The sequence below is a fragment of the Geopseudomonas sagittaria genome, from assembly GCF_900115715.1.
Taxonomy (GTDB): domain Bacteria; phylum Pseudomonadota; class Gammaproteobacteria; order Pseudomonadales; family Pseudomonadaceae; genus Geopseudomonas; species Geopseudomonas sagittaria.
In genome coordinates this window covers 14,974-34,926 of sequence record NZ_FOXM01000019.1, presented here as the reverse complement: position 1 = coordinate 34,926, position 19,953 = coordinate 14,974, and the positions used below count along the sequence as shown (strand labels likewise).

Below are 19,953 nucleotides of genomic sequence, written 5' to 3'. Positions count from 1 at the left end.
GGGAGAGGGGCTGGGGGAGAGGGAAAAACCTCACTCCATGCCCGGCATGGACGGCTCGTGTTCGTGCTCGTCCTTGCCGGGTACCTCGGTCAGGGTCGCCTCGGTGAGCAGCAGCACGCTGGCCACCGACACCGCGTTCTCCAGGGCGATGCGCACCACCTTGGTCGGGTCGATGATCCCGGCCTGGTACATGTCCACGTACTGGTTGGTTGCCGCATCGAAGCCCACCGGGCCGGTCTCGCCGAGGATGCGCGCCACCACCACGCCGGCGTCCACCGCCGAGTTCTCGGCGATGCTGCGGGTCGGCGCCTCCAGGGCGCGGCGGAGGATCTGCACGCCGGTCCGCTCGTCGCCGACGCACTGCTCCTCCAGCGCTGCCAGCGCCGGCACCGCGCGCAGCAGGGCCATGCCGCCGCCGGGTACGATGCCTTCCTCGATGGCCGCGCGGGTCGCCGAGATGGCGTCGTCGAGGGCGTCCTTGCGGGTCTTCATCTCCGCCTCGGTGGGCGCGCCGACGCGGATCACCCCGACGCCGCCGGCCAGCCGGGCCAGGCGCTCCTGCAGCTTCTCGCGGTCGTAGTCGCTGCTCGCCGTCTCGATCTGCTTGCGGATCTGCGCGATGCGCGCCTCGATGGCCTCCTTGCGCCCGCCGCCGCCGATCAGCGTGGTGCTCTCCTTGTCGACCACCACGCGCTTGGCGCGGCCGAGCTGGCGCAGCTCGACCTGCTCCAGGCGCAGGCCCAGCTCGCTGGAGATCACCTGGCCGGCGGTCAGCACGGCGATGTCCTGGAGCATCTCCTTGCGCCGGTCGCCGAAGCCCGGCGCCTTCACCGCCACCGCGCGCAGCACGCCGCGGATCTGGTTGACCACCAGGGTGGCCAGCGCCTCGCCGTCGATGTCCTCGGCGATGAACAGTAGCGGCCGGCCGCTCTTGGCGATCTGCTCGAGCAGCGGCACCAGCTCCTTGAGCAGGCCGATCTTGTGGTCGCAGAGCAGCAGGAAGGGGTCCTCCAGCACCGCCTGCATCTTCTCGGCGTCGGTGATGAAGTAGGGCGAGATGTAGCCGCGGTCGAAGCGCATGCCCTCGACCACGTCGACCACCGTCTCGGTGGTGCGCGACTCCTCGACGGTGATCACCCCCTCGCCGCCGACCTTCTCCAGCGCGTCGGCGACCAGCTCGCCGATGGGATCGTCGTTGTGCGCCGAGATGGCCGCCACCTGGGCCTTCTCCTTGCGCGTCTGCACCGTGCGCGACTGCGCCTTGAGCGAGTCGACCGCCGCCTGCAGGCCGCGGTCGAGGCCGCGCTTGAGGTCGATGGCGCTGGCGCCGGCGACCACGTTGCGCACGCCGTCGGCGAGAATGGCGTGGGCCAGCACCGTGGAGGTGCTGGTGCCGTCGCCGACCGCCTCGCCGGTGCGCTCGGCGGCCTGGCGCAGCATCTGCGCGCCGAGGTTCTCCTCGGGATCTTCCAGCTCGACCAGCTTGGCGATGGTCACCCCGTCGTTGCACACCGTCGGCGTGCCCCACTTCTTCTGGATCAGCACCGACTTGGACTTGGGGCCGAGGGTCACGCGGATCGCGTCGGCCAGCTGGGTGGCGCCGCGCAGCACCTTCTCGCGCGCGGCGTTGCGAAACAGCAGCTTGGTGTGGGGCATCGGGGCGCCTCCCTCGTCATGGAGCGGCGGCGGGTATCGGCTCGCCGCCGGAGTCCTTTCAGCGTAGCGAGGGGAGGGGGAGTTCGCCGGACCGCTGGGTGAGCGGTCATCGCCCTGTCGGGTGGCAGGCCGAACTTTCGCGGGTCGACTGCCAAATACCTGGCACAACACCCAGGCCGTTGGGGGAAAGTTGTCGAACTGTGCAATGCACTATTCCGTGAAAGGCGCTGCGCTTCGACTTTTTCAGAAGCCAGTCGGCAGAAAAATATTCTCTGATGGCTCTTCGAGACCGAGCCGACTAGGGTAGTCACTTCCACGGATAGGCGGGTGTGAGCAGGAGGCTTGCCGCATGAAGAAAGGGACGATCATCTGGACTGCTGTTTTGCTGACCCTGGCCGGGGGGGGGGGGGCACGCTCCAGTGGGGCTGGACAACCTGGTTGCGCTCGACCGGACAGGTTCCTCCGACCAAGGCGGAGCAGGCTCTCGCGCGAGCCAAGGCCGGTCAGGCGCTGTGGGAGGAGAAGTGCCGGACCGTGGTGGGCGAGAAAATCTACAAGGTCGTGCCGGATGTGGAGGGTGTGGTGTTGCTCAAGCTGCGTCCGCAAGCCAGCTCACGTGAATGGGCCGACCCGAATTGGCCGGGGGCGGCGTTTGCCAGGGAAAACATGGGAGATGGATACATCAAGACCTTCCTCGGTTACGAAGCGGCCTTCGCCTTTGGCGGTGTGCCGCGTCCCATTACCAAGGAGTATCGTGGTTCTATCAATACCTCTGACAAGCTCGGCCCCAAAAAGTATCCTGGCTACCGCTATGTCGATGTGATCGATGCTCAGGATGGCCAGCACTATCGATACAGCGGGTCTGTAAAAGTCGTAGGCCGCAAAGACACTACGGCTAAGGGGGTGCAGATGGCCTTGGCGCGTGACCCGAACTACGACCTGAATATCTATAGCTGGACTCTCGACAGGATTCCCGCCCCCGATCCTGCCCCGCGCTATGGCGTGACTTTCGAAGACCATGTGATTCCCGAGGAGCGCGCTCTGGGGGTGGCCAGCAGCACGGTCAGGGTCATTGATCTCGAAACCGGCGAAGTGCTCGGTGAGATGCTGCGTTACGCCTGGAGCACACCGGCCAACTCGGCTAACCCTTCTCCTTGGCTCACCGCACATCGATGTCCTGATCATGCAGTAGGTACTGATGCAGCCACCCGCAAGTTTGTCGACCAGGTGCTGATCCCACGTAAAGAGCACTAGGCCTCCCTGACACAGACTGACTTGCGGTATGCGTGGCGCACCCTGCGGCTACACACCTTCCGGGTAGGGAGCGCCATGCGCACCACGACTCAGACGTCGACCACCGCCTGGGCCAGCCACTGACCGTCTTCCTGTTGCACGACTTTCAGCTCGCAGAACGACACCCCCTTGGCCTCCGCCGCCGGCTGGTGCCGCGCCACATCCACCGCCTCGCCCCAGGCGCTGGCGTGCAGGCGGGTGCCGTCGATCTGTACCTCGAAGCGCGCGAACAGCAGACGACGGGTGGCCATGCGGTAGATCAGCGCGTTGAGCCAGTCGACCAGCAGCAGCTCCAGGTCCGGGGCTTCGCAGTCGATTTGCAGCGCCTCGCGCGGCAGCACCGTGGCCGGGTCGCAGATCGCGGCGGTCAACGCCAGCGCCGCGCCGGCGAACGCCTCGTCCAGCGTGGCGCCGGTACCGCGCACGCCGATGTCGGCTTCGTGGGGGAAGGTTTGCCAGGGCATGGTGTAATCCTCGTGATCGAATCCGCCTTGGCCGGGGATGCCCTCAACGCTTCCCCGCCTCCCGATAAACCTCGCTGCGCTCCCGCTTGCCCACGGCGATCACCACCACTGCGATCTCCTGCTCGCGGACTTCGTAGACCAGCCGGTAGCCGGCCGAGCGCAGCTTGATCTTGTAGCGGTTGTGGCTGCCGCTGAGGCGGTCGCCCGGGACCAGCGGGTTTTCCAGGCGCTCGGCCAGTTTCTTCTTGAACTGCTCGCGGACGGTATCGCCGAGGCGGCGCCATTCCTTGAGGGCTTCTTCCTTGAAGACCAGCTTATAGGTCATCCAGCGACACCTCGACTTCCGGCGAGTCCTGGCGGCTGTCGGCCAGGGCGTTGAGTTCGAGGTCTTCCAGGCGCGCCAGCAGGGCCTCGTAGGCCTGGGCCGGCACGCAGTAGAACGCCGGTTCGTTGCGGTTGAGGATGGCCACCGCGCCGCCTTCGCCGGCCGCGACCGTGCCCATGGGATTGCGCTTCAGCTCGGAAATGCTGGCGGCGACGTCGGACAGCACCAGGTGAGTCATCGGTTTGCTCCTGCTTTGATAATCACTGGAGAGCCATTATAGGTGCTCTGAAGGGTGCTGTTCAGCGTGCTTTTTGCTTTGGCGCGCAACGGGAGATACATCTTCCCCATGCGGCCCGCTCACCAGCAGCGCCACATCAGGCGCAGCCCCACCGGCTGGTGGTCATTTCAACCGGTGACAGTCTGTAACCGGTTGGCCGCCCCCAGCCTGCCGGCGTTGGCCGGCTATGCTGAGTCCTGTTGCAGCCTGTGTCCCCGCTCGCGGAACCCGGCCCATCGCTGCGGTCGAATCCGCCAGGGACCCTTCCCGTCATGGAGAGCCTTACTCATGTTCAAGTCACGTTCCGCCATCGTGCTGTTCACCGGCCTGGTCCTGGCCGCCGGCTCTGCGGCGCTGCTCGCCCAGCCGGACCAGGGCCGCGGTGGGCATGGGCAGGCGCCGATGCGCGGGCAGTCCGAGGGCAAGTCCGGCGCCGGGCGACAGGTGACGCCACAGCGTCAGGAGCGCCAGGATCGTTACGAACAGCGCGAGCGCCACGAGCAGCGCGACCGCTACGAATCCCGCGATCGAGACCACGACCGCGAGCCGCGCTGGCTGGATGACCGCCGCGAGGAAAGCCGCTCGGGGCGCTTCCGCGTCGACCATGACCGGGTGCGCGTGGTGATCGGCGGGCATCGCGACTACTGGCGGCCGGGGCCGGCGCTGCCGCCGGGGATCCGCAAGAACCTGCAGCGCGGCAAGCCGCTGCCGCCGGGGATCGACAGGCACTGGCTGGACGGCCGTCTGGAGCGCCAGCTGCCGCGCTACTACGGTCACGAGTGGGTGCGGGTCGGCAACGACCTGGTGCTGATCTCGGTGTCGACCCGGGTGATCAACGACGTGCTGCACGACATCTTCCACTGAGTGGCGCTGTCTGGCGCGCTGCGGGTCGGGCTGGTTTTCGGCGGGCAGTGGCCGGCCGAGGCGTGGCGCGCTCAGCCCTTGGCCGGGACGGCACCCTCCGCGCCAACCTGCGGCACGGTGCGGGTGACCATCACCTGGTCAATCCGGTAGCTGTCGACGTCCATCACCTCGAAGGTGTAGCCGCCCCAGGTCACGCTGTCGGTGCGCTTGGGCACGCGGCGCAGCATGGTCATCAGGAAGCCGGCGAGGGTCTCGTACTCGTCCTCGTGGGGCACGCTGTCGATGTCCAGCGCGCGGCGCACGTCCTGGATCGGGGTGACGCCGTCGATCAGCCAGGAGTTCTCGTCGCGGCGGACGATCTGCTCCTCGTACCAGGGCGAGACCATGTCGCCCATGACGATGCTCATCACGTCGTTGAGGCTGATCAGGCCGACCACCAGGCTGTATTCGTTGACGATCAGGGCGAAGGTTTCGCCGGCCTGGCGGAACTGCTTGAGCACTTCGGCCAGGGTCAGGCGGTCCGGCACCACCAGCGGCTTGCGGATCAGCGCGGGGTCTTCGAGGGAGATCGGCTGGTCGTGCAGCACCCGCTGGAACAGGTCCTTGATGGTGACGTAGCCGACGATGTGGTCGATGTCGCCGTCGCACACCGGGTACGCCGAGTAGGGCTCGTCGGCGATCCGCGAGCGGATTAGCGCATCGGGGTCGTCGCGCAGGAAGAAGACGATGCCTTCGCGGTGGGTCATGGCGCTGGGCAGGGTGCGGGTTTCCAGCTCGAAGATGTTCTCGATGACCTGCTGCTCGCTGGCCGCCAGGGTGCCGGACTGGGCGCCGGCCTGGGTCATGGCCATGATGTCCTCGGGGGTGACGCTGTCGTCGCGCTGCTTGGGCAGCTTGAGCAGGTTGATCAGGCTGCTGACCAGCCAGGAGTAGACCAGCACCAGCGGCTTGAGCAGTGTGGAGAGGATGCGCATCGGACCGATGACGCGGATGGCGAGCTGTTCGGGAACCGCCATGGCGACCTGCTTGGGAATCAGGTCGGTGATGACGATGAACAGCGAGGTGGTGAGGATGAAGGACACCACGAAGCCGAGGGTGGCCGCCTGCTGCGCGTCCAGGCGCAGGGCGAACAGTTCGGTGAACAGCGGGCTGAACATGCCCTCGCCGACGATGCCGCCGAGGATGGCCAGCGCGTTCATGCCGATCTGCACCACGGTGAAGTAGTGGCCGGGTTTTTCCTGGACCTGGATGACCCGCAGGGCATTGATGCTGCCTTCATCGGCCATCTGCCGCAGTCGCACCGGGCGCGAGGCGGCCAGGGCGATTTCGGCGAGGGAGAAGAACGCGCTGACCAGGATGAGCAGCGCGAGGAGAAGCAGGCTTTGGCTGAAGTTCATGGGGAGTGCATGCAATAGGCATGAAAAATGGATACCCGCTGGAGGGTAGCATGCGCGCCTGACGGGGGCATGACCGCGATGGCCCGAGCGGGCAGGACGGCCGCTGCCGGCAGCGGCCCCGCGCAGCGCTCACCCCTGGCCTGCCTCACCCCCAGCCTGCCGCTCCAGGAACGCCTTCACCGCCTTGCGCATGGTCGGGAAGTACAGGGTGTCATCATTGTCGAGCGCATGCGCCTTGCGCCACGCCATGATCTCCTGGTAACGCCCGGCGACGGCCAGCTGGATGCCCTTCCGGCGCAGGGTCGCCCTCAGTTCCTCGACCGCGAAGTAGCCGGTCACATCCATCTGGGTGATCGGCATGGCGTCGAGGACCAGCCAGTGCAGGCCGTCGCCGGCGCGCTCGACGGCACGCTCCACCTGCTGCTTGAAGTAGTTGGCGTTGAAGAACACCAGCGGCGCATTGAAGCGCAACAGCAGCAGGCCGGGCCAGGTGGTCGCCTCCGGGTGGTTGGCCAGATGATGGAAGCCGGAGATGCCCGCGACCTTGCCGAGTACATCCACCCGCGGCCGCGAGGAGAGCATGACGAAGCGGATCAGCGAGAGGATCAGCACCACCAGGATCGCCTTGATCGCGCCGACCCAGACCACGCCGAGGGTGGCCAGCATCGCGAAGGCGAATTCGATCCGGCTGAAGCGCAGCAGCAGGACCAGGCTGCGCACATCCAGCAGCGATAGCGAGGCAATGATCAGCACCGCGGCCAGTGCGGCGATCGGCACGAAGCGCAGGGGTTCGCTGAGAAACAGCAGCACCGCGGCAATCGACAGCGCGGCGATGACGCCGGCCAGCTGGGTGCGGCCGCCGGCGGCATCGCTCATCGCCGTGCGCGAGTCGGCGCCGCTGATGGCGAAGCTCTGGGTCAGCGCTGCCGCGAGGTTGGCGGCACCGAGGGCGGCGAATTCGCGGTCGGCGTCGATTTCGTAGTGGTTCTTGGCGGCGAAGCTGCGCGCCGTCAGCATCATGCTGGAGAAGCTGACCAGTGCCAGACCCAGCGCCGCCGCCACCAGTTCGTCGACCTGGTGCCAGGGCACGTCCGGCAGCTTCAGCTCCGGCAGCCCGGCGGGCACCGCGCCGATGACCGCCACGCCGCGCTGGTCGAGACCGAAGACGGCGACCAGCGCGGCGGCGACCACCAGCGCCAGCAGGGCCGCCGGCAGGCGCGGCAGTAGGCGCGGCGACAGCAACAGCACGGCAAAGGCGGTCAGCCCGACCAGCAGGGTCGGCCAGTGGTAGTCGGCGTACTGCTCGAGCAGTTGCAGGGTGGCCGGCACCACGCCGGGCGCAGTGACGGGCACCGCGGCCAGCTTGCCCAGCTGCCCGGCGAGGATGTGCAGGGAAATCCCGTTGAGGAAGCCGACCAGGATGGGCTTGGAGAGGAAGTCGGCCAGCGCGCCGAGGCGGATGAAACTGGCCAGGATGCAGAACACCCCGGTCAGCCCGGCGAGGGCCACCGACAGCGACAGGTAGCGTTCGGAATCGCCGCCCGCCAGCGGCACCAGCGCCGAGGCGATCAGCGCGCAGGTCGCGGCGTCCGGGCCGACGATCAGCTGGCGCGAGGTGCCGAACAGGGCATAGACCAGCAGCGGCAGGATGCTGGCGTACAGGCCGACCACCGGGCTGAAGCCGGCGAGCTGGGCGTAGGCGATCCCGACCGGCAGGGCGACCGCGGCCACCGACACGCCGGCCACCAGATCGCCCGGCAGATCGCCGCGCCGGTAGGCGAGCAGCGCGGCGAGGCCGGGTGCCAGGCGTGGCAGCCAGCGGGAGGAGTTGCGGCGAGGCGCTTTGCCCATGCTGGAGTCCTTTGCCGGCGGCCGGAAATCGGCGGCCGCGGGAGCAACCGAAGGTGACGCTTGCAAGGCAAGCGTAGGCGGCAATGTCGCGGGAGTCAGGTTCGCTGCCGCGGCCGGGGGTGACCAATGCTGCAGGCCGCTCGGCCATCGGCCGGCGCGAGGATCACGCAGACCGTGCGGCACGGCTCCAGCACGTCCCGGCGGGCAGCGAGGCCGGCGCTTCAGGCCCGGCGCAAAAGTTCGCGGCTGGCCATGGGGATGCGGGTTGGGTTGGCTACCCTTGCATGACAAGGGTGTTGCACCGAGGGGGCAGGGCATGAAGGGACAGCCGTTCATCAAGCGCATGGGCTTTGCCCTGCACGGCCTGCGCCTGGCGGTGCGGCGCGAGGGCAGCTTGCGCACCCACCTGCTGGCCGCGGCGGCGGTGCTGCTGGTGCTGCTGGCGACGCGGCCGGCGGCGCTGTGGTGGGCGCTGCTGGCGCTGGCGGTGGGCCTGGTGCTGGTGGCCGAGTTGGTCAACAGCGCGCTGGAGGCGCTGATCGACCACCTGCATCCCGAGCGCCATCCGGAGATCGGCGCGGCCAAGGACATCGCCGCCGGCGCGGCGCTGGTGGCCAGCGGTATCGCCGTGGTGGTGGGCGTGGCCTTCGTGCTGGATTGGCTGGGAGGCTGAAGCGCGGACAAAAAGACGCCGGCTCATGGCCGGCGCAATCGGATCAGGAGTCCTACTGATGAGCTGCCCCATCGGCAGCAGCAGGGGCTTGGGGCGGGCCGAAACCCGCTGTCCGCTTGTGACGGAACCACGGGCTTGGGCCGCGCCGCAAACCGGCCTGGAGTGACGCCGCGACGCTCGATCGCGGTGAAATTCTAGGAGAGGGCTCAGCCGCGCTTGGCCACCAGGGTCAGGATGTCGTAGCTGGCGACCAGCTCGTCGTTCTGGTTGGTGACTTCCACGTCCCAGGCCACCACGCCCTGCGGGGTGCCGAGGCTGGACTGTTTGCCCTGGTCGATCTTGCGCTTGCAGGTCAGGCGCGCGCGGATGGTGTCGCCGATGCCCACCGGGCTGACGAAGCGCAGGGTGTCGAGGCCATAGTTGGCCAGCACCGGGCCGACGCCGGGGGAGACGAACAGGCCGGCGGCGGCGGCCAGCACGAAGTAGCCGTGGGCGATGCGCTTGCCGAACTGCGATTCCTTGGCGGCGATCTCGTCGAAGTGCATGTAGAAGTGGTCGCCCGACAGGCAGCCGAAGTTGACCAGGTCGGCCTCGGTGACGGTGCGCCGGTGGGTCAGCAGCGACTCGCCGATCTGCAGCTCCTCGAAGTGGCGGCGGAACGGGTGCACCTCGGTCTCGATGACCTTGGCGCCGCGCACGTACTCGCCGGTGATGGCGCTGAGCATGCTCGGCGAGCCCTGCACCGCGGTGCGCTGCAGGTAGTGCTTGACCGCGCGCAGGCCGCCCAGTTCCTCGCCACCGCCGGCGCGGCCGGGGCCGCCGTGCTTGAGCTGCGGCAGCGGCGAGCCGTGGCCGGTGGACTCCACCGCGGCCTCGCGGTCCAGCACGTGCACGCGGCCGTGCCACGCGGCGGCGGCCGGCACCACCTTGGCGGCGACCAGCGGGTCCTTGGTGACCAGGGTGGACACCAGGCTGCCCTTGCCGCGGGCGGCCAGGGCGACGGCCTCGTCGATGTCGGCGTAGCCCATCAGGGTGCTGACCGGGCCGAAGGCCTCGATGTCGTGGGCGCCGCCCTCGGCATGCGGGTCGCGGCTCTGCAGCAGGGTCGGGGCGAAGAACGCGCCCTCGGCGACCTGGTCACCGACGAACTGCGCCTCGCCACGGAACAGCAGCTCGCTGCTCTGCAGCAGGGCGTCGACGCGGGAGGCGACGTCCTCGAACTGGGCGTGCGAGGCCAGCGCGCCCATCTTCACGCCTTCCTTGCTCGGGTCGCCGACCACCACCTTGGCCAGGCGCGCGGACAGGCGCTCGGCGACGGCGTCGAGGCGGTTCTGCGGCACGATGATGCGGCGGATGGCGGTGCACTTCTGGCCGGCCTTGACCGTCATCTCGCGGGCGATTTCCTTGACGAACAGGTCGAACTCCTCGTCGTCCGGGGTGACGTCGGGAGCGAGGATCGCGCAGTTCAGCGAGTCGGCCTCGGCGGTGAACGGCACCGAGTTGCGGATCAGGTTGGGGGTCACGCGCAGCTTGGCGGCGGTGTCGGCCGAGCCGGTGAAGGTCACCACGTCCTGGCCGTCCAGGCGGTCGAGCAGGTCGCCGGTGCTGCCGATGATCAGCTGCAGGCTGCCCGCCGGCAGCAGGCCAGACTCGTGGAGGATGCGCACGGCGGCTTCGGTGACGTAGCTGGTGGCGGTGGCCGGCTTGATGATGCACGGCATGCCGGCGAGGAAGGTCGGCGCGAACTTCTCCAGCATGCCCCAGATCGGGAAGTTGAAGGCGTTGATGTGCACGGCCAGGCCACTGCGCGGCACCAGGATGTGGGTGCCGGCGAAGCCGCCCTTCTTGCTCAGCGGGATGGCCGGGCCTTCATGGACCAGGTTGCCGGAGGGCAGCTCGCGGCTGCCGAGGCTGGCGTAGGCGAACAGGGTGCCGGCGCCGCCCTCGATGTCGATCCAGCTGTCCACGCGGGTCGCGCCGCTGTGGTGGGAGATCGCGTAGAGCTGCTCCTTGCGCTCCATCAGATACTTGGCCAGCGCCTTGAGGCACTGCGCGCGCGTCTGGAAGTCCATCGCCATCAGCGCCGGCACGCCGCTCTGGCGGGCGTAGCTCACCGCTTCGGCGAAGTCCAGCTGGTCGGCGTGGGTGTGGGTGACGATGTGGCCGTCGATGGCGCTCTTCAGCGCCTGGCCGGCGTCGGCGCCGATCCAGCGGCCGCCGATGAAACTTTGCAGGGTAGTCATCAGGGAATCTCCTGAGCAAGGCAGGTGGCGGTCGGGGCATGGCCGGCCGCAATTGTTTTCACCCGCGGTGCGCAGGGCGCACCGCGGGTTGGGACGATCGGGACGGGGGCTTACAGCTGGTCGAAGTCCAGCACCACCTCGTCGCTGACCGGGAAGGCCTGGCAGGACAGCACGTAGCCGGCGGCCACCTCGTAGTCCTCGAGGGCGAAGTTGGCGTCCATCTCCACCTCGCCCTTGACCACCTTGCACTTGCAGGTCGAGCACACGCCGGCCTTGCACGAGTAGGGCAGGTCCATGCCCTGGGCGTTGCCGGCGTCCAGCACGCTCTGGGTGTTGCGCGGCAGGTCGAAGCTCAGGGTGCGGCCGTCGCTGACCACGGTGACGTGGCTGACCGCGCCGGCGGTCTTGGCGGCGGCCTCGCGGGCGGCACGCTTCTCCTGAACCGCGCCGGGGGTGCAGGCGGTGAACAGCTCGAAGTGGATGCGCTCGGGCTGCAGGTCGTGGTTGCGCAGGCTGTCGCGCACGCACTCGGTCATTTCCTGCGGGCCGCAGATGAAGGCGGCGGTCAGGTTCGGCACGTCCAGCCAGCGGGAGAACAGCGCGTCGCACTTGGTGGCGTCGATGCGGCCGTTGTACAGGTCGATGTCCTGCTGCTCGCGGCTGAACACGAAGATCAGGTTGAGACGGTCGAGGTACTGGTTCTTCAGGTCCTCGAGCTGCTCGCGGAAGATGGTGCTGCCGCTGGAGCGGTTGCCGTAGATCAGCGTGAAGCGGCTGTGCGGCTCGGTTTCCAGGGTGGTCTTGACGATCGACAGGATCGGCGTGATGCCGCTGCCGGCGGCCACCGCCAGGTACTCGCCGGCGCGCGCCGGGTCGAGGGCGATCGAGAAGTGGCCGGCCGGCGGCATCACTTCCAGGGTCTGCCCGGCCTTGAGCTGGTCGTTGGCGAAGTTGGAGAACAGGCCGCCGTCGACGCGCTTGATCGCCACGCGCAGGTCGTTGTCGCTGACCGCGCTGCAGATCGAGTAGGAGCGGCGCACTTCCTCGCCATTGATCTGGGTGCGCATGACCAGGTGCTGGCCCTGGGTGTAGCGGAAGCTGTCCTGCAGTTCGGCCGGCACCGCGAAGGCCACCGACACGGTGTCGCGGGTTTCCGGACGCACTTCGCGAATGGTCAGCGTATGGAACTTGCTCATCTTATTGTTCTCCAGGCTCTTGTGTTCCGAGCGGGGCCAGCACGGTGGGGCGAGCCGTTCAGATGCACTTGAAATAGTCGAAGGGCTCCAGGCAGGAGCGGCAACGGTACAGGGCCTTGCAGGCGGTGGAGCCGAACTGGCTGACCACTTCGGTGTCGTGGCTGCCGCACTGCGGGCAGCAGACCTCGTCCTTCTCGCCGAGCAGGCTGCGCTTGCTGCTGCTGCCCGACGGCGGGGCGATGCCGTAGACGCGCAGGCGCTCGCGGCCCTGCTCGCTGATCCAGTCGGTGGTCCACGCCGGGGACAGGCGGCGCTCCAGGCGCGGGGCGCGGAAGCCGGCCTGTTCCAGCGCCTTGGCGATCTCGCTTTCGATCAATTCGGTGGCCGGGCAGCCGGAGTAGGTCGGAGTGACGGCCACCATCAGGTGGCCGTCGATCCAGGAAACCTCGCGGATGATGCCGAGGTCGACCACGCTGACCGCCGGCACTTCTGGGTCCATCACCTGTTCCAGCACCTGCCAGGCGCGCGGCAGGTCGGACTCGTCCGCCTCCCGTGCGCCACCGTCGGAGGCGATCAGGCCGGGCTGCGCTTCGCCGCCCAGACCGGCGACGGGACTGCCGCCGAACAGGGCATCGATCTCGGATCGGTTGACCATGTTGCCTCCACTCGGCGTCTTACCAGGTCGCATCGGGGTAGGCCCGCTGCAGGAACTGCATTTCGGCCAGCAGGATGCCGAGGTGCTCGGTGTGCAGGCCGCGCTTGCCGTCCAGGTAGAAGTAGCTGGCCGGCGGCGGCACCGGCAGGCTGGCGCGCTCGAACACCTGCTCGACGCTGGCCTGCCAGGCGGCGGCCACGGCAGTGGCGTCGGCGGCGATGCCGGCGGCGGCCAGGCGCTGCTGGATCTCGTCGCTGCTCAGCAGGTCGTTGGTGAAGCGCCACACCTCGTCGATGCCGGCGAGCATGCGCTGGCGGCTCTGCTCGGTGCCGTCGCCCAGACGCTCGACCCACTCGCCGGAGCGGCGCAGGTGGTAGGTGACTTCCTTGAGGCCCTTGGCGGCGATGCCGGCGATGCGCGCGTCGCTGGAGGCGGTCAGCGCCTGCAGGGTGTGCAGGTGCCAGGCGTCGAACAGGAACAGCTTGGCGGTGGTCACCGCGTAGTCGCCGTTGGGCTGCTCGACCAGCAGGGTGTTGCGGAAGGCACGCTCGTCGCGGCGGAAGGCCAGCTGATCGGCGTCGCGGCCGTCGGCCAGCAGCTCGGCGGCGTACTCGTACCAGTTGCGCGCCTGGCCGACGAGGTCGAGGCCGACGTTCATCAGCGCCATTTCCTCTTCCAGCGCCGGCGCGCGGCCGCACCATTCGCACAGGCGCTGGCCGTTGATCAGGGCGTTGTCGCCGAGGCGCAGCAGGTATTCGATCAGGTCGTTCTTGTTATCAGGCATGACCCTTTCCTCACATGTGGCCGACTTCGTCCGGCAGCTCGTAGAAGCTGGCGTGACGATAGACCTTGTCCTGGGACGGGTCGAAGAAGGGTTCTTTCTCGTCACCGGCGGTGGCGGTGATCTGCGCGGACGGCACGACCCAGATGCTCACGCCTTCGTTGCGGCGGGTGTACAGGTCGCGGGCGCTTTCCAGGGCCATGTTGGCATCGGCGGCATGCACGCTGCCGACGTGCTTGTGGTTCAGACCGTGCTTGCTGCGGACAAACACTTCGAAAAGGATCCATTCGGACATGGCGGGGTTCTCCGAGTCAGGCGCCGATCAGGCGGCGTTTTGTTTTTGTTGGCGTTTGGCGGCATGGGCGACGGCGGCTTCGCGTACCCACTGACCATCTTCGAGCGCCTTGCGGCGGGTGGAAACGCGTTCGCGGTTGCACGGGCCATTGCCCTTGAGCACGTCGTAGAACTCCTGCCACTGGATCTGGCCGAAGTCATAGTGACCGCGTTCCTCGTTCCACTTGAGGTCCGGGTCCGGCGCGGTGCAGCCGAGGAATTCGAGTTGCGGCACGGTCTGGTCGATGAAGCGCTGGCGCAGGTCGTCGTTGCTCATGCGCTTGATCTTCCAGGCCATCGACTGGGCGCTGTTCGGCGAGTCGGCGTCGCTCGGGCCGAACATCATCAGCGCCGGCCACCACAGGCGGTTGATGGCGTCCTGGACCATGTCCTTCTGCGCCTGGTTGCCGTGGCGCATCATGGTCAGGAGGATTTCGTAGCCCTGGCGCTGGTGGAAGCTCTCTTCCTTGCAGATGCGGATCATCGCGCGCGAGTAGGGGCCGTAGGAGGTGCGCTGCAGCACCACCTGGTTGACGATGGCGGCGCCATCGACCAGCCAGCCCACCGCGCCCATGTCGGCCCAGTTCAGCGTCGGGTAGTTGAAGATGCTCGAGTACTTGGCCTTGCCGCTGTGCAGCTTGTCGATCTCCGCGTCGCGGTCGGCGCCGAGGGTTTCCATGGCGCTGTACAGGTACATGCCGTGGCCGGCCTCGTCCTGGATCTTGGCCATCAGCTGCAGCTTGCGCTTGAGGGTCGGCGCGCGGGTGACCCAGTTGCCTTCCGGCAGCATGCCGACGATTTCCGAGTGGGCGTGCTGGGAGATCTGGCGGATCAGGGTCTGACGGTAGGCGTCCGGCATCCAGTTCTTCGGCTCGATCTTGATCTCGGCATCGATGCGTTCCTGGAAGGCGCGTTCCTCGGGAGTCATCTCCTCGAGGTCCTTGACGCGCTTGACTCCGGTTTCGACGAGTTGTGCGTACATTTTCTTGTTTTCTCCAGCCATGGTTGCAGGCAGGGCAGCGCCCGGGCGTTCTGTATTTTTATATGATACACAAAGCAAAAGCAAACAAATGTTTTTAGTGTCGCTTTGTGCTTTTTAGCGATGAGCGGGAGGGTTTTCAGAGCCTCTGAGCCTGATGGCTCCCACGCTCCGGCGTGGGAGCCCGGCCCGGGACGCTCCGCCTCCCTGGGCGCAGGAGCGCCCGTGGCGGCATGCCCACGCGGAGCGTGGGCACGATCGGGGCGGAGTCCGTGCGGGCGCTTTGCAGGCATAAAAAAGCCCCGCCGGAGCGGGGCTTGCGGGCTGCCGGGATCAGGCGCTCTTGCGCTTGTCGATCACGTGGGCGGCCTTGCCTTCCGAGCGCTTGAGGCTGAAGCACGGGCAGATGTTGATGCGCGTGCTGATGCCGACGTTGCTCTTGATGTGGTGGGACAGTTCGCGGCTCACCGCGCTGCGCTCGGCGTCGCTGAGGTGCTCGAACTCCGGCTTGAGCTCGACCAGCACGTCCATGCCGTCGAGGTTGCCATTGCGATACACATGCAGTTCGTACTGGGCGGAAAGTTGTTTGACTTTCAGTACCTGCTCTTCGATCTGCGTCGGGAACACGTTGACGCCGCGGATGATCAGCATGTCGTCGCTGCGCCCGGTGATCTTGTCGATGCGGCGCATGGCACGCGCGGTGCCCGGCAGCAGGCGGGTCAGGTCGCGGGTGCGGTAGCGGATCATCGGCAGCGCTTCCTTGCTCAGCGAGGTGAACACCAGCTCGCCCATCTGGCCGTCCGGCAGCACCTCGCCGGTCACCGGGTCAATGATCTCCGGGTAGAAGTGGTCTTCCCAGATGGTCGGGCCGTCCTTGCTGTCGGCGCATTCCATGGCCACGCCCGGACCCATGATCTCGGAGAGGCCATAGATGTCCATGGCCTGGATGCCCAGGCGGCTTTCCAGCTCGCCGCGCAGTTGGCCGGTCCACGGCTCGGCGCCGAAGATGCCCAGGCGCAGCGCCAGCTTGTGCGGGTCGATGCCCTGGCGCTCCATCTCGTCGGCGATGTTGAGCATGTACGAGGGGGTGACCATGATGATGTCGGGCTGGAAGTCCTTGATCAGCTGGACCTGCTTCTCGGTCTGGCCGCCGGACATCGGGATCACCGTGCAGCCCAGGCGCTCGGCGCCGTAGTGGGCACCCAGGCCGCCGGTGAACAGGCCGTAGCCGTAGGCGACGTGGATACGGTCACCCGGACGGCCGCCGGCGGCGCGGATCGAGCGCGCCACCAGGTTGGCCCAGGTGTCGATGTCGTTGGCGGTGTAGCCGACCACGGTGGGCTGGCCGGTGGTGCCGCTGGAGGCGTGGATGCGCGAGACCTGCTCCATCGGCACGGCGAACATGCCGAACGGATAGTTGTTGCGCAGGTCGGACTTGCCGGTGAAGGGGAACTTGGCCAGGTCTTCCAGCGAGTTCAGATCGCTGGGGTGCACGCCGAGGGCGTCGAACTTCTGGCGGTACACCGGCACGTTGTCGTAGGCGTGCAGCAGGGTCCAGCGCAGGCGCTCGAGCTGGTGGTGGCGCAGATGGTCGAGGCTGGCGGTTTCCATCGGGTCGAGCAGGGCGCTGTTCGCAGAGGCATTGTTCATGGCGTTCATGGCATCTCTCGTTGTTCTTGTGTGGAGCCACGGGCGACTGGCGAGGCCGCCCGTTCTTGTTGTTGTGTGTTGTGTCGCTGGCGTAGCGCGATTACGGGGCGAACCGCGCTACGCCCGGTATTACAGGCGTTCGATGACCATGGCGATGCCCTGGCCGACGCCGATGCACATGGTGCACAGCGCGTAGCGGCCCTGGCGCTCTTCCAGCTCGTTGAGCGCGGTGGTGACCAGGCGCGCGCCGCTCATGCCCAGCGGGTGGCCGAGGGCGATGGCGCCGCCGTTGGGGTTGACCCGGGCGTCGTCGTCGGCGATGCCCAGCTCGCGCAGCACGGCCAGGCCCTGGGCGGCGAACGCCTCGTTGAGCTCGATCACGTCCATGTCGGCCAGGCTGAGGTTGGCCAGTTCCAGCACCTTGCGGGTCGCCGGCACCGGGCCGATGCCCATGATGCGCGGCTCGACGCCGGCGCTGGCCATGGCCAGCACCCGGCCGCGGGCCTTGAGGCCGTAGCGGGCGGCGGCAGCCGGGCTGGCCAGCAGCAGCGCGCAGGCGCCGTCGTTGACGCCCGAGGCGTTGCCGGCGGTGACGCTGCCGCCGTCGCGGAACGGCGTGCCGAGCTTGGCCAGCTGCTCGAGGGTGGTGTCCGGACGCGGGTGCTCGTCCTCGGCGACCACCTTGGCCGGACCCTTGCGCTGGGCGATCTCGACCGGGACGATCTCGCGGGCGAAGCGCCCGCGCGCCATGGCGGCGCCGGTCTTCTGCTGGCTGCGCAGGGCGAAGGCGTCCTGGTCGGCGCGCGACACGTTGAACTGCGCGGCGACGTTCTCGGCGGTCTCCGGCATCGAGTCGATGCCGAATTCCTTCTTCATGATGGCGTTGACGAAGCGCCAGCCGATGGTGGTGTCGTACATCTCCGCCGAGCGCGAGAAGGCGCTCTCGGCCTTGCCCATCACGAAGGGCGCGCGCGACATGGACTCCACGCCGCCGGCGATCATCAGCTCGGCCTCGCCGCAGCGCAGGGTGCGCGCGGCCAGGCCGATGGCGTCCATGCCCGAGCCGCACAGGCGGTTGACGGTGGTGCCCGGCACATTCTGCGGCAGGCCGGCGAGCAGGGAGGACATACGCGCGACGTTGCGGTTGTCCTCGCCGGCCTGGTTGGCGCAGCCGAAGATGACGTCGTCGACCGCGCTCCAGTCGACCTGCGGGTTGCGCGCCATCAGCGCGCGCAGCGGCACGGCGCCGAGGTCGTCGGTGCGCACGGCGGACAGCGCGCCGGCGTAGCGGCCGATTGGGGTGCGGATGGCGTCGATGATCAGGGCTTCGCTCATGCCTGGTTCTCCTGCTGGCGGACGGTGCCGCGGATCTTGTAGGACTTGCCGTGGAACACGGCGATCAGTTGGCCGTGCTGGTTCTCGATGCGCACGTCGTAGTTGCCGGTGCGGCCGCTGCGGCTGACCTGGCTGGCGCGTGCGGTGAGCACGTCGCCGAGGCGGCCGGGGGCGATGAAGTCGATGCTGGCGCCGAGCGCCACGGTGGCGTCGTCGTAGCTGTTGCAAGCGTAGGCGAACGCCGAGTCGGCGAGGGTGAACAGGTAGCCGCCGTGGCAGCTGTTGTGACCCTGGATCATGATCTCGCTGATGGTCATCTGCAGGTCGGCCTCGCCCGGCGCCATGCGCAGCACCTTGATGCCGAGGTGGCGCACCGCCAGGTCGCGCTCGTACATGGCTTCGGCGCAGGCCTCGGCCAGTTCCTGGGGCGGCAGCTGGTTGTCGTCGTTATTGTGATGATGCTCAGCCATGGAAACGCTCTCCGGCGCAGTGCAGACGGCGCAGCAGCAGGGATGGGCGATAGCGGTCCTCGCCGTAGCTGCGCTGCAGGTGGTCGAGCGCGCCCAGCACGGTGCCGACGCCGATGGCATCGGCCCAGGCCAGCGGGCCCTTGGGATAGTTCACCCCGGCGCACATCGCCAGGTCGATGTCGGCGGCAGAGCCTACGCCCTGCAGTACGGCATCGGCGGCCTCGTTGGCGAGCATGGCGACGGTGCGCAGCACCACCAGCGCCGGGCTGTCGGTCACCTCGGTGACGGCGATGCCGGCGGCCTGCAGCAGGCCGGCGACCGCTTCGCGCGCGGCTTCGTCGCTGCCGGCGGCGAAGGCCACGGCCAGGCGGGTCGCTTTCGCGTAATCCAGCGCCAGGTCGAACAGCGCCAGGTTGCGCAGACCTTCATCGCGGGCGCGCTCGGCGGCCATGCGGCCGTCGCTCAACGCCAGCACCACTTCGCCGACGCGCAGCAGGCCGGCGCCGTCGCGGCGGATGATTTCGATGCCGGCAGCCTGCAGGCGCTCGACCAGCGCGGCGGCCGGGCCGAGGTCGCCTTCCACCACCACGCAGGCGGGCTTGGCGGCGGTCGGCAGGCTCTGCGCGGCGGGGCGCTCGGCGCCTTCGGCGTAGTCGTAGAAGCCGCGGCCGCTCTTGCGGCCGAAGCGGCCGGCGTCGACCAGCTCCTTCTGGATCAAGGACGGCTGGAAGCGGAAGTCGCCGTAGTAGGCGTTGAACACCGAGCAGGTCACCGCGTAGTTGACGTCGTGGCCGATCAGGTCGGTCAGCTCGAAGGCGCCCATGCGGAAGCCGCCGGCGTCGCGCAGCAGGGCGTCGAGGCTGGCGCAGTCGCTGGCGCCTTCCTGCAGCAGGCGCAGGCTCTCGGCGTAGAACGGCCGGGCGACGCGGTTGACGATGAAGCCCGGGGTGGACTTGGTGTGCACCGGCTTCTTGCCCCACGCCTTGGCGGTGGCGTACAGGCAGTCGGTGATCGCCTTGTCGCTGGCCAGGCCGGCGACGATCTCGACCAGGGCCATCACCGGCGCCGGGTTGAAGAAGTGCAGGCCGGCGACGCGCTCGGGGCGCTTGAGGGTGGCAGCCAGCGAGGTGATCGACAGCGAGGAGGTGTTGCTGGCGAGGATGCAGTCGTCGCCGCAGATCGCTTCCAGCTGGGCGAACAGGCCGCGCTTGACCTCGAGGTTCTCGACGATGGCCTCGACCACCAGGGCGCTGCCGGCGAGGTCCTCGAGGCGGGCGGCCGGGGTCAGACGGGCAACCACGGCGTCGCGCTCGGCGGCGTCCAGCTTGCCGGCGTCGACGCGCTTGCCGAGCTGCTTGGCGATGCCGGCGATGGCCTGGGCGGCGGCGCCTTCGCGGGTGTCGTACAGGGCGACCGGATGGCCGGCCTGGGCGGCGACCTGGGCGATGCCGGCACCCATGGCGCCGGCGCCGATCACCGCGATGGCGGCGTCTTTATGCAGTGCGCTCATC

Annotated in this window: 19 protein-coding genes; 3 read left to right on the top strand and 16 right to left on the bottom strand. The window is 68.2% G+C overall.

Annotation, left to right across the window (positions count from 1 at the left end):
• Positions 1–30: 30 nt before the first annotated feature.
• Positions 31–1,656, bottom strand: a complete 1,626-nt coding sequence (groL, locus tag BM297_RS18595; RefSeq protein ID WP_092434454.1) for a chaperonin GroEL — start codon at positions 1,654–1,656, stop codon at positions 31–33.
• A 438-nt stretch (positions 1,657–2,094) separates the two neighbouring features.
• On the opposite strand from groL, the gene BM297_RS18590 reads away from it, so the two are divergent.
• Positions 2,095–2,910, top strand: coding sequence for a hypothetical protein (locus tag BM297_RS18590; RefSeq protein ID WP_139231083.1), 816 nt, complete (start codon positions 2,095–2,097; stop codon positions 2,908–2,910).
• Positions 2,911–2,999: 89 nt separating this feature from the next.
• On the opposite strand, the gene BM297_RS18585 is transcribed toward BM297_RS18590, so the two are convergent.
• Genes BM297_RS18585 through BM297_RS18575 form a run of 3 tightly spaced genes read right to left on the bottom strand, consistent with a single transcriptional unit; the run spans position 3,000 to position 3,976 of the window.
• The gene (locus BM297_RS18585) at positions 3,000–3,413 is read right to left on the bottom strand and encodes an archease (RefSeq protein ID WP_092434448.1); all 414 of its coding nucleotides are present in this window, start codon (positions 3,411–3,413) and stop codon (positions 3,000–3,002) included.
• A 43-nt stretch (positions 3,414–3,456) separates the two neighbouring features.
• Complete coding sequence (locus tag BM297_RS18580; protein ID WP_092434445.1) at positions 3,457–3,738, bottom strand: type II toxin-antitoxin system RelE family toxin; 282 nt, start codon at positions 3,736–3,738, stop codon at positions 3,457–3,459.
• Positions 3,728–3,976 (bottom strand): type II toxin-antitoxin system Phd/YefM family antitoxin, encoded by a 249-nt coding sequence (locus BM297_RS18575; RefSeq protein WP_092434441.1) that lies wholly within the window; start codon positions 3,974–3,976, stop codon positions 3,728–3,730. Before BM297_RS18575 ends, BM297_RS18580 begins: the two co-directional genes overlap by 11 nt.
• A gap of 327 nt (positions 3,977–4,303) precedes the next feature.
• Here BM297_RS18575 and BM297_RS18570 point away from each other — a divergent pair, with 327 nt between their 5' ends.
• A complete protein-coding gene (locus tag BM297_RS18570; RefSeq protein ID WP_092434437.1) occupies positions 4,304–4,879 on the top strand; it encodes an anti-virulence regulator CigR family protein in 576 nt (191 codons plus the stop codon).
• 71 nt (positions 4,880–4,950) lie between these two features.
• On the opposite strand, the gene BM297_RS18565 is transcribed toward BM297_RS18570, so the two are convergent.
• Positions 4,951–6,276, bottom strand: coding sequence for a polyamine export protein PaeA (locus tag BM297_RS18565; protein ID WP_092434434.1), 1,326 nt, complete (start codon positions 6,274–6,276; stop codon positions 4,951–4,953).
• 129 nt (positions 6,277–6,405) lie between these two features.
• Positions 6,406–8,127: a SulP family inorganic anion transporter gene (locus tag BM297_RS18560; RefSeq protein WP_092434432.1), complete on the bottom strand. Its 1,722-nt coding sequence runs from the start codon at positions 8,125–8,127 to the stop codon at positions 6,406–6,408.
• Positions 8,128–8,443: 316 nt separating this feature from the next.
• Between BM297_RS18560 and BM297_RS18555 the strand changes: the two genes are divergently transcribed.
• Positions 8,444–8,800, top strand: a complete 357-nt coding sequence (locus BM297_RS18555) for a diacylglycerol kinase (protein WP_092434429.1) — start codon at positions 8,444–8,446, stop codon at positions 8,798–8,800.
• Between the two features lie 206 nt (positions 8,801–9,006).
• Here BM297_RS18555 and paaZ read toward each other — a convergent pair whose 3' ends face one another.
• From paaZ to paaH, 10 genes are all read right to left on the bottom strand, one after another.
• Complete coding sequence (paaZ, locus tag BM297_RS18550; protein ID WP_092434427.1) at positions 9,007–11,043, bottom strand: phenylacetic acid degradation bifunctional protein PaaZ; 2,037 nt, start codon at positions 11,041–11,043, stop codon at positions 9,007–9,009.
• Positions 11,044–11,153: 110 nt separating this feature from the next.
• A complete protein-coding gene (gene paaE / locus BM297_RS18545; RefSeq protein ID WP_092434424.1) occupies positions 11,154–12,239 on the bottom strand; it encodes a 1,2-phenylacetyl-CoA epoxidase subunit PaaE in 1,086 nt (361 codons plus the stop codon).
• Positions 12,240–12,297: 58 nt separating this feature from the next.
• Positions 12,298–12,894 (bottom strand): 1,2-phenylacetyl-CoA epoxidase subunit PaaD, encoded by a 597-nt coding sequence (gene paaD, locus BM297_RS18540; protein ID WP_092434421.1) that lies wholly within the window; start codon positions 12,892–12,894, stop codon positions 12,298–12,300.
• 19 nt (positions 12,895–12,913) lie between these two features.
• Complete coding sequence (paaC, locus tag BM297_RS18535; protein ID WP_092434418.1) at positions 12,914–13,678, bottom strand: 1,2-phenylacetyl-CoA epoxidase subunit PaaC; 765 nt, start codon at positions 13,676–13,678, stop codon at positions 12,914–12,916.
• Positions 13,679–13,688: 10 nt separating this feature from the next.
• Positions 13,689–13,970 (bottom strand): 1,2-phenylacetyl-CoA epoxidase subunit PaaB, encoded by a 282-nt coding sequence (paaB, locus tag BM297_RS18530; RefSeq protein ID WP_090212460.1) that lies wholly within the window; start codon positions 13,968–13,970, stop codon positions 13,689–13,691.
• A 27-nt stretch (positions 13,971–13,997) separates the two neighbouring features.
• On the bottom strand, positions 13,998–14,990 hold the full coding sequence (gene paaA, locus BM297_RS18525) for a 1,2-phenylacetyl-CoA epoxidase subunit PaaA (RefSeq protein ID WP_092434415.1): 993 nt from the start codon (positions 14,988–14,990) through the stop codon (positions 13,998–14,000).
• A 330-nt stretch (positions 14,991–15,320) separates the two neighbouring features.
• Positions 15,321–16,646, bottom strand: coding sequence for a phenylacetate--CoA ligase PaaK (gene paaK, locus BM297_RS18520; protein ID WP_092434412.1), 1,326 nt, complete (start codon positions 16,644–16,646; stop codon positions 15,321–15,323).
• Between the two features lie 120 nt (positions 16,647–16,766).
• On the bottom strand, positions 16,767–17,972 hold the full coding sequence (pcaF, locus tag BM297_RS18515; protein ID WP_092434409.1) for a 3-oxoadipyl-CoA thiolase: 1,206 nt from the start codon (positions 17,970–17,972) through the stop codon (positions 16,767–16,769).
• Positions 17,969–18,442, bottom strand: coding sequence for a hydroxyphenylacetyl-CoA thioesterase PaaI (gene paaI / locus BM297_RS18510; RefSeq protein WP_092434406.1), 474 nt, complete (start codon positions 18,440–18,442; stop codon positions 17,969–17,971). Before paaI ends, pcaF begins: the two co-directional genes overlap by 4 nt.
• Positions 18,435–19,952, bottom strand: coding sequence for a 3-hydroxyacyl-CoA dehydrogenase PaaH (paaH, locus tag BM297_RS18505; protein ID WP_092434403.1), 1,518 nt, complete (start codon positions 19,950–19,952; stop codon positions 18,435–18,437). The genes paaI and paaH overlap by 8 nt, the downstream gene beginning before the upstream one ends.
• Position 19,953: the final 1 nt, after the last annotated feature.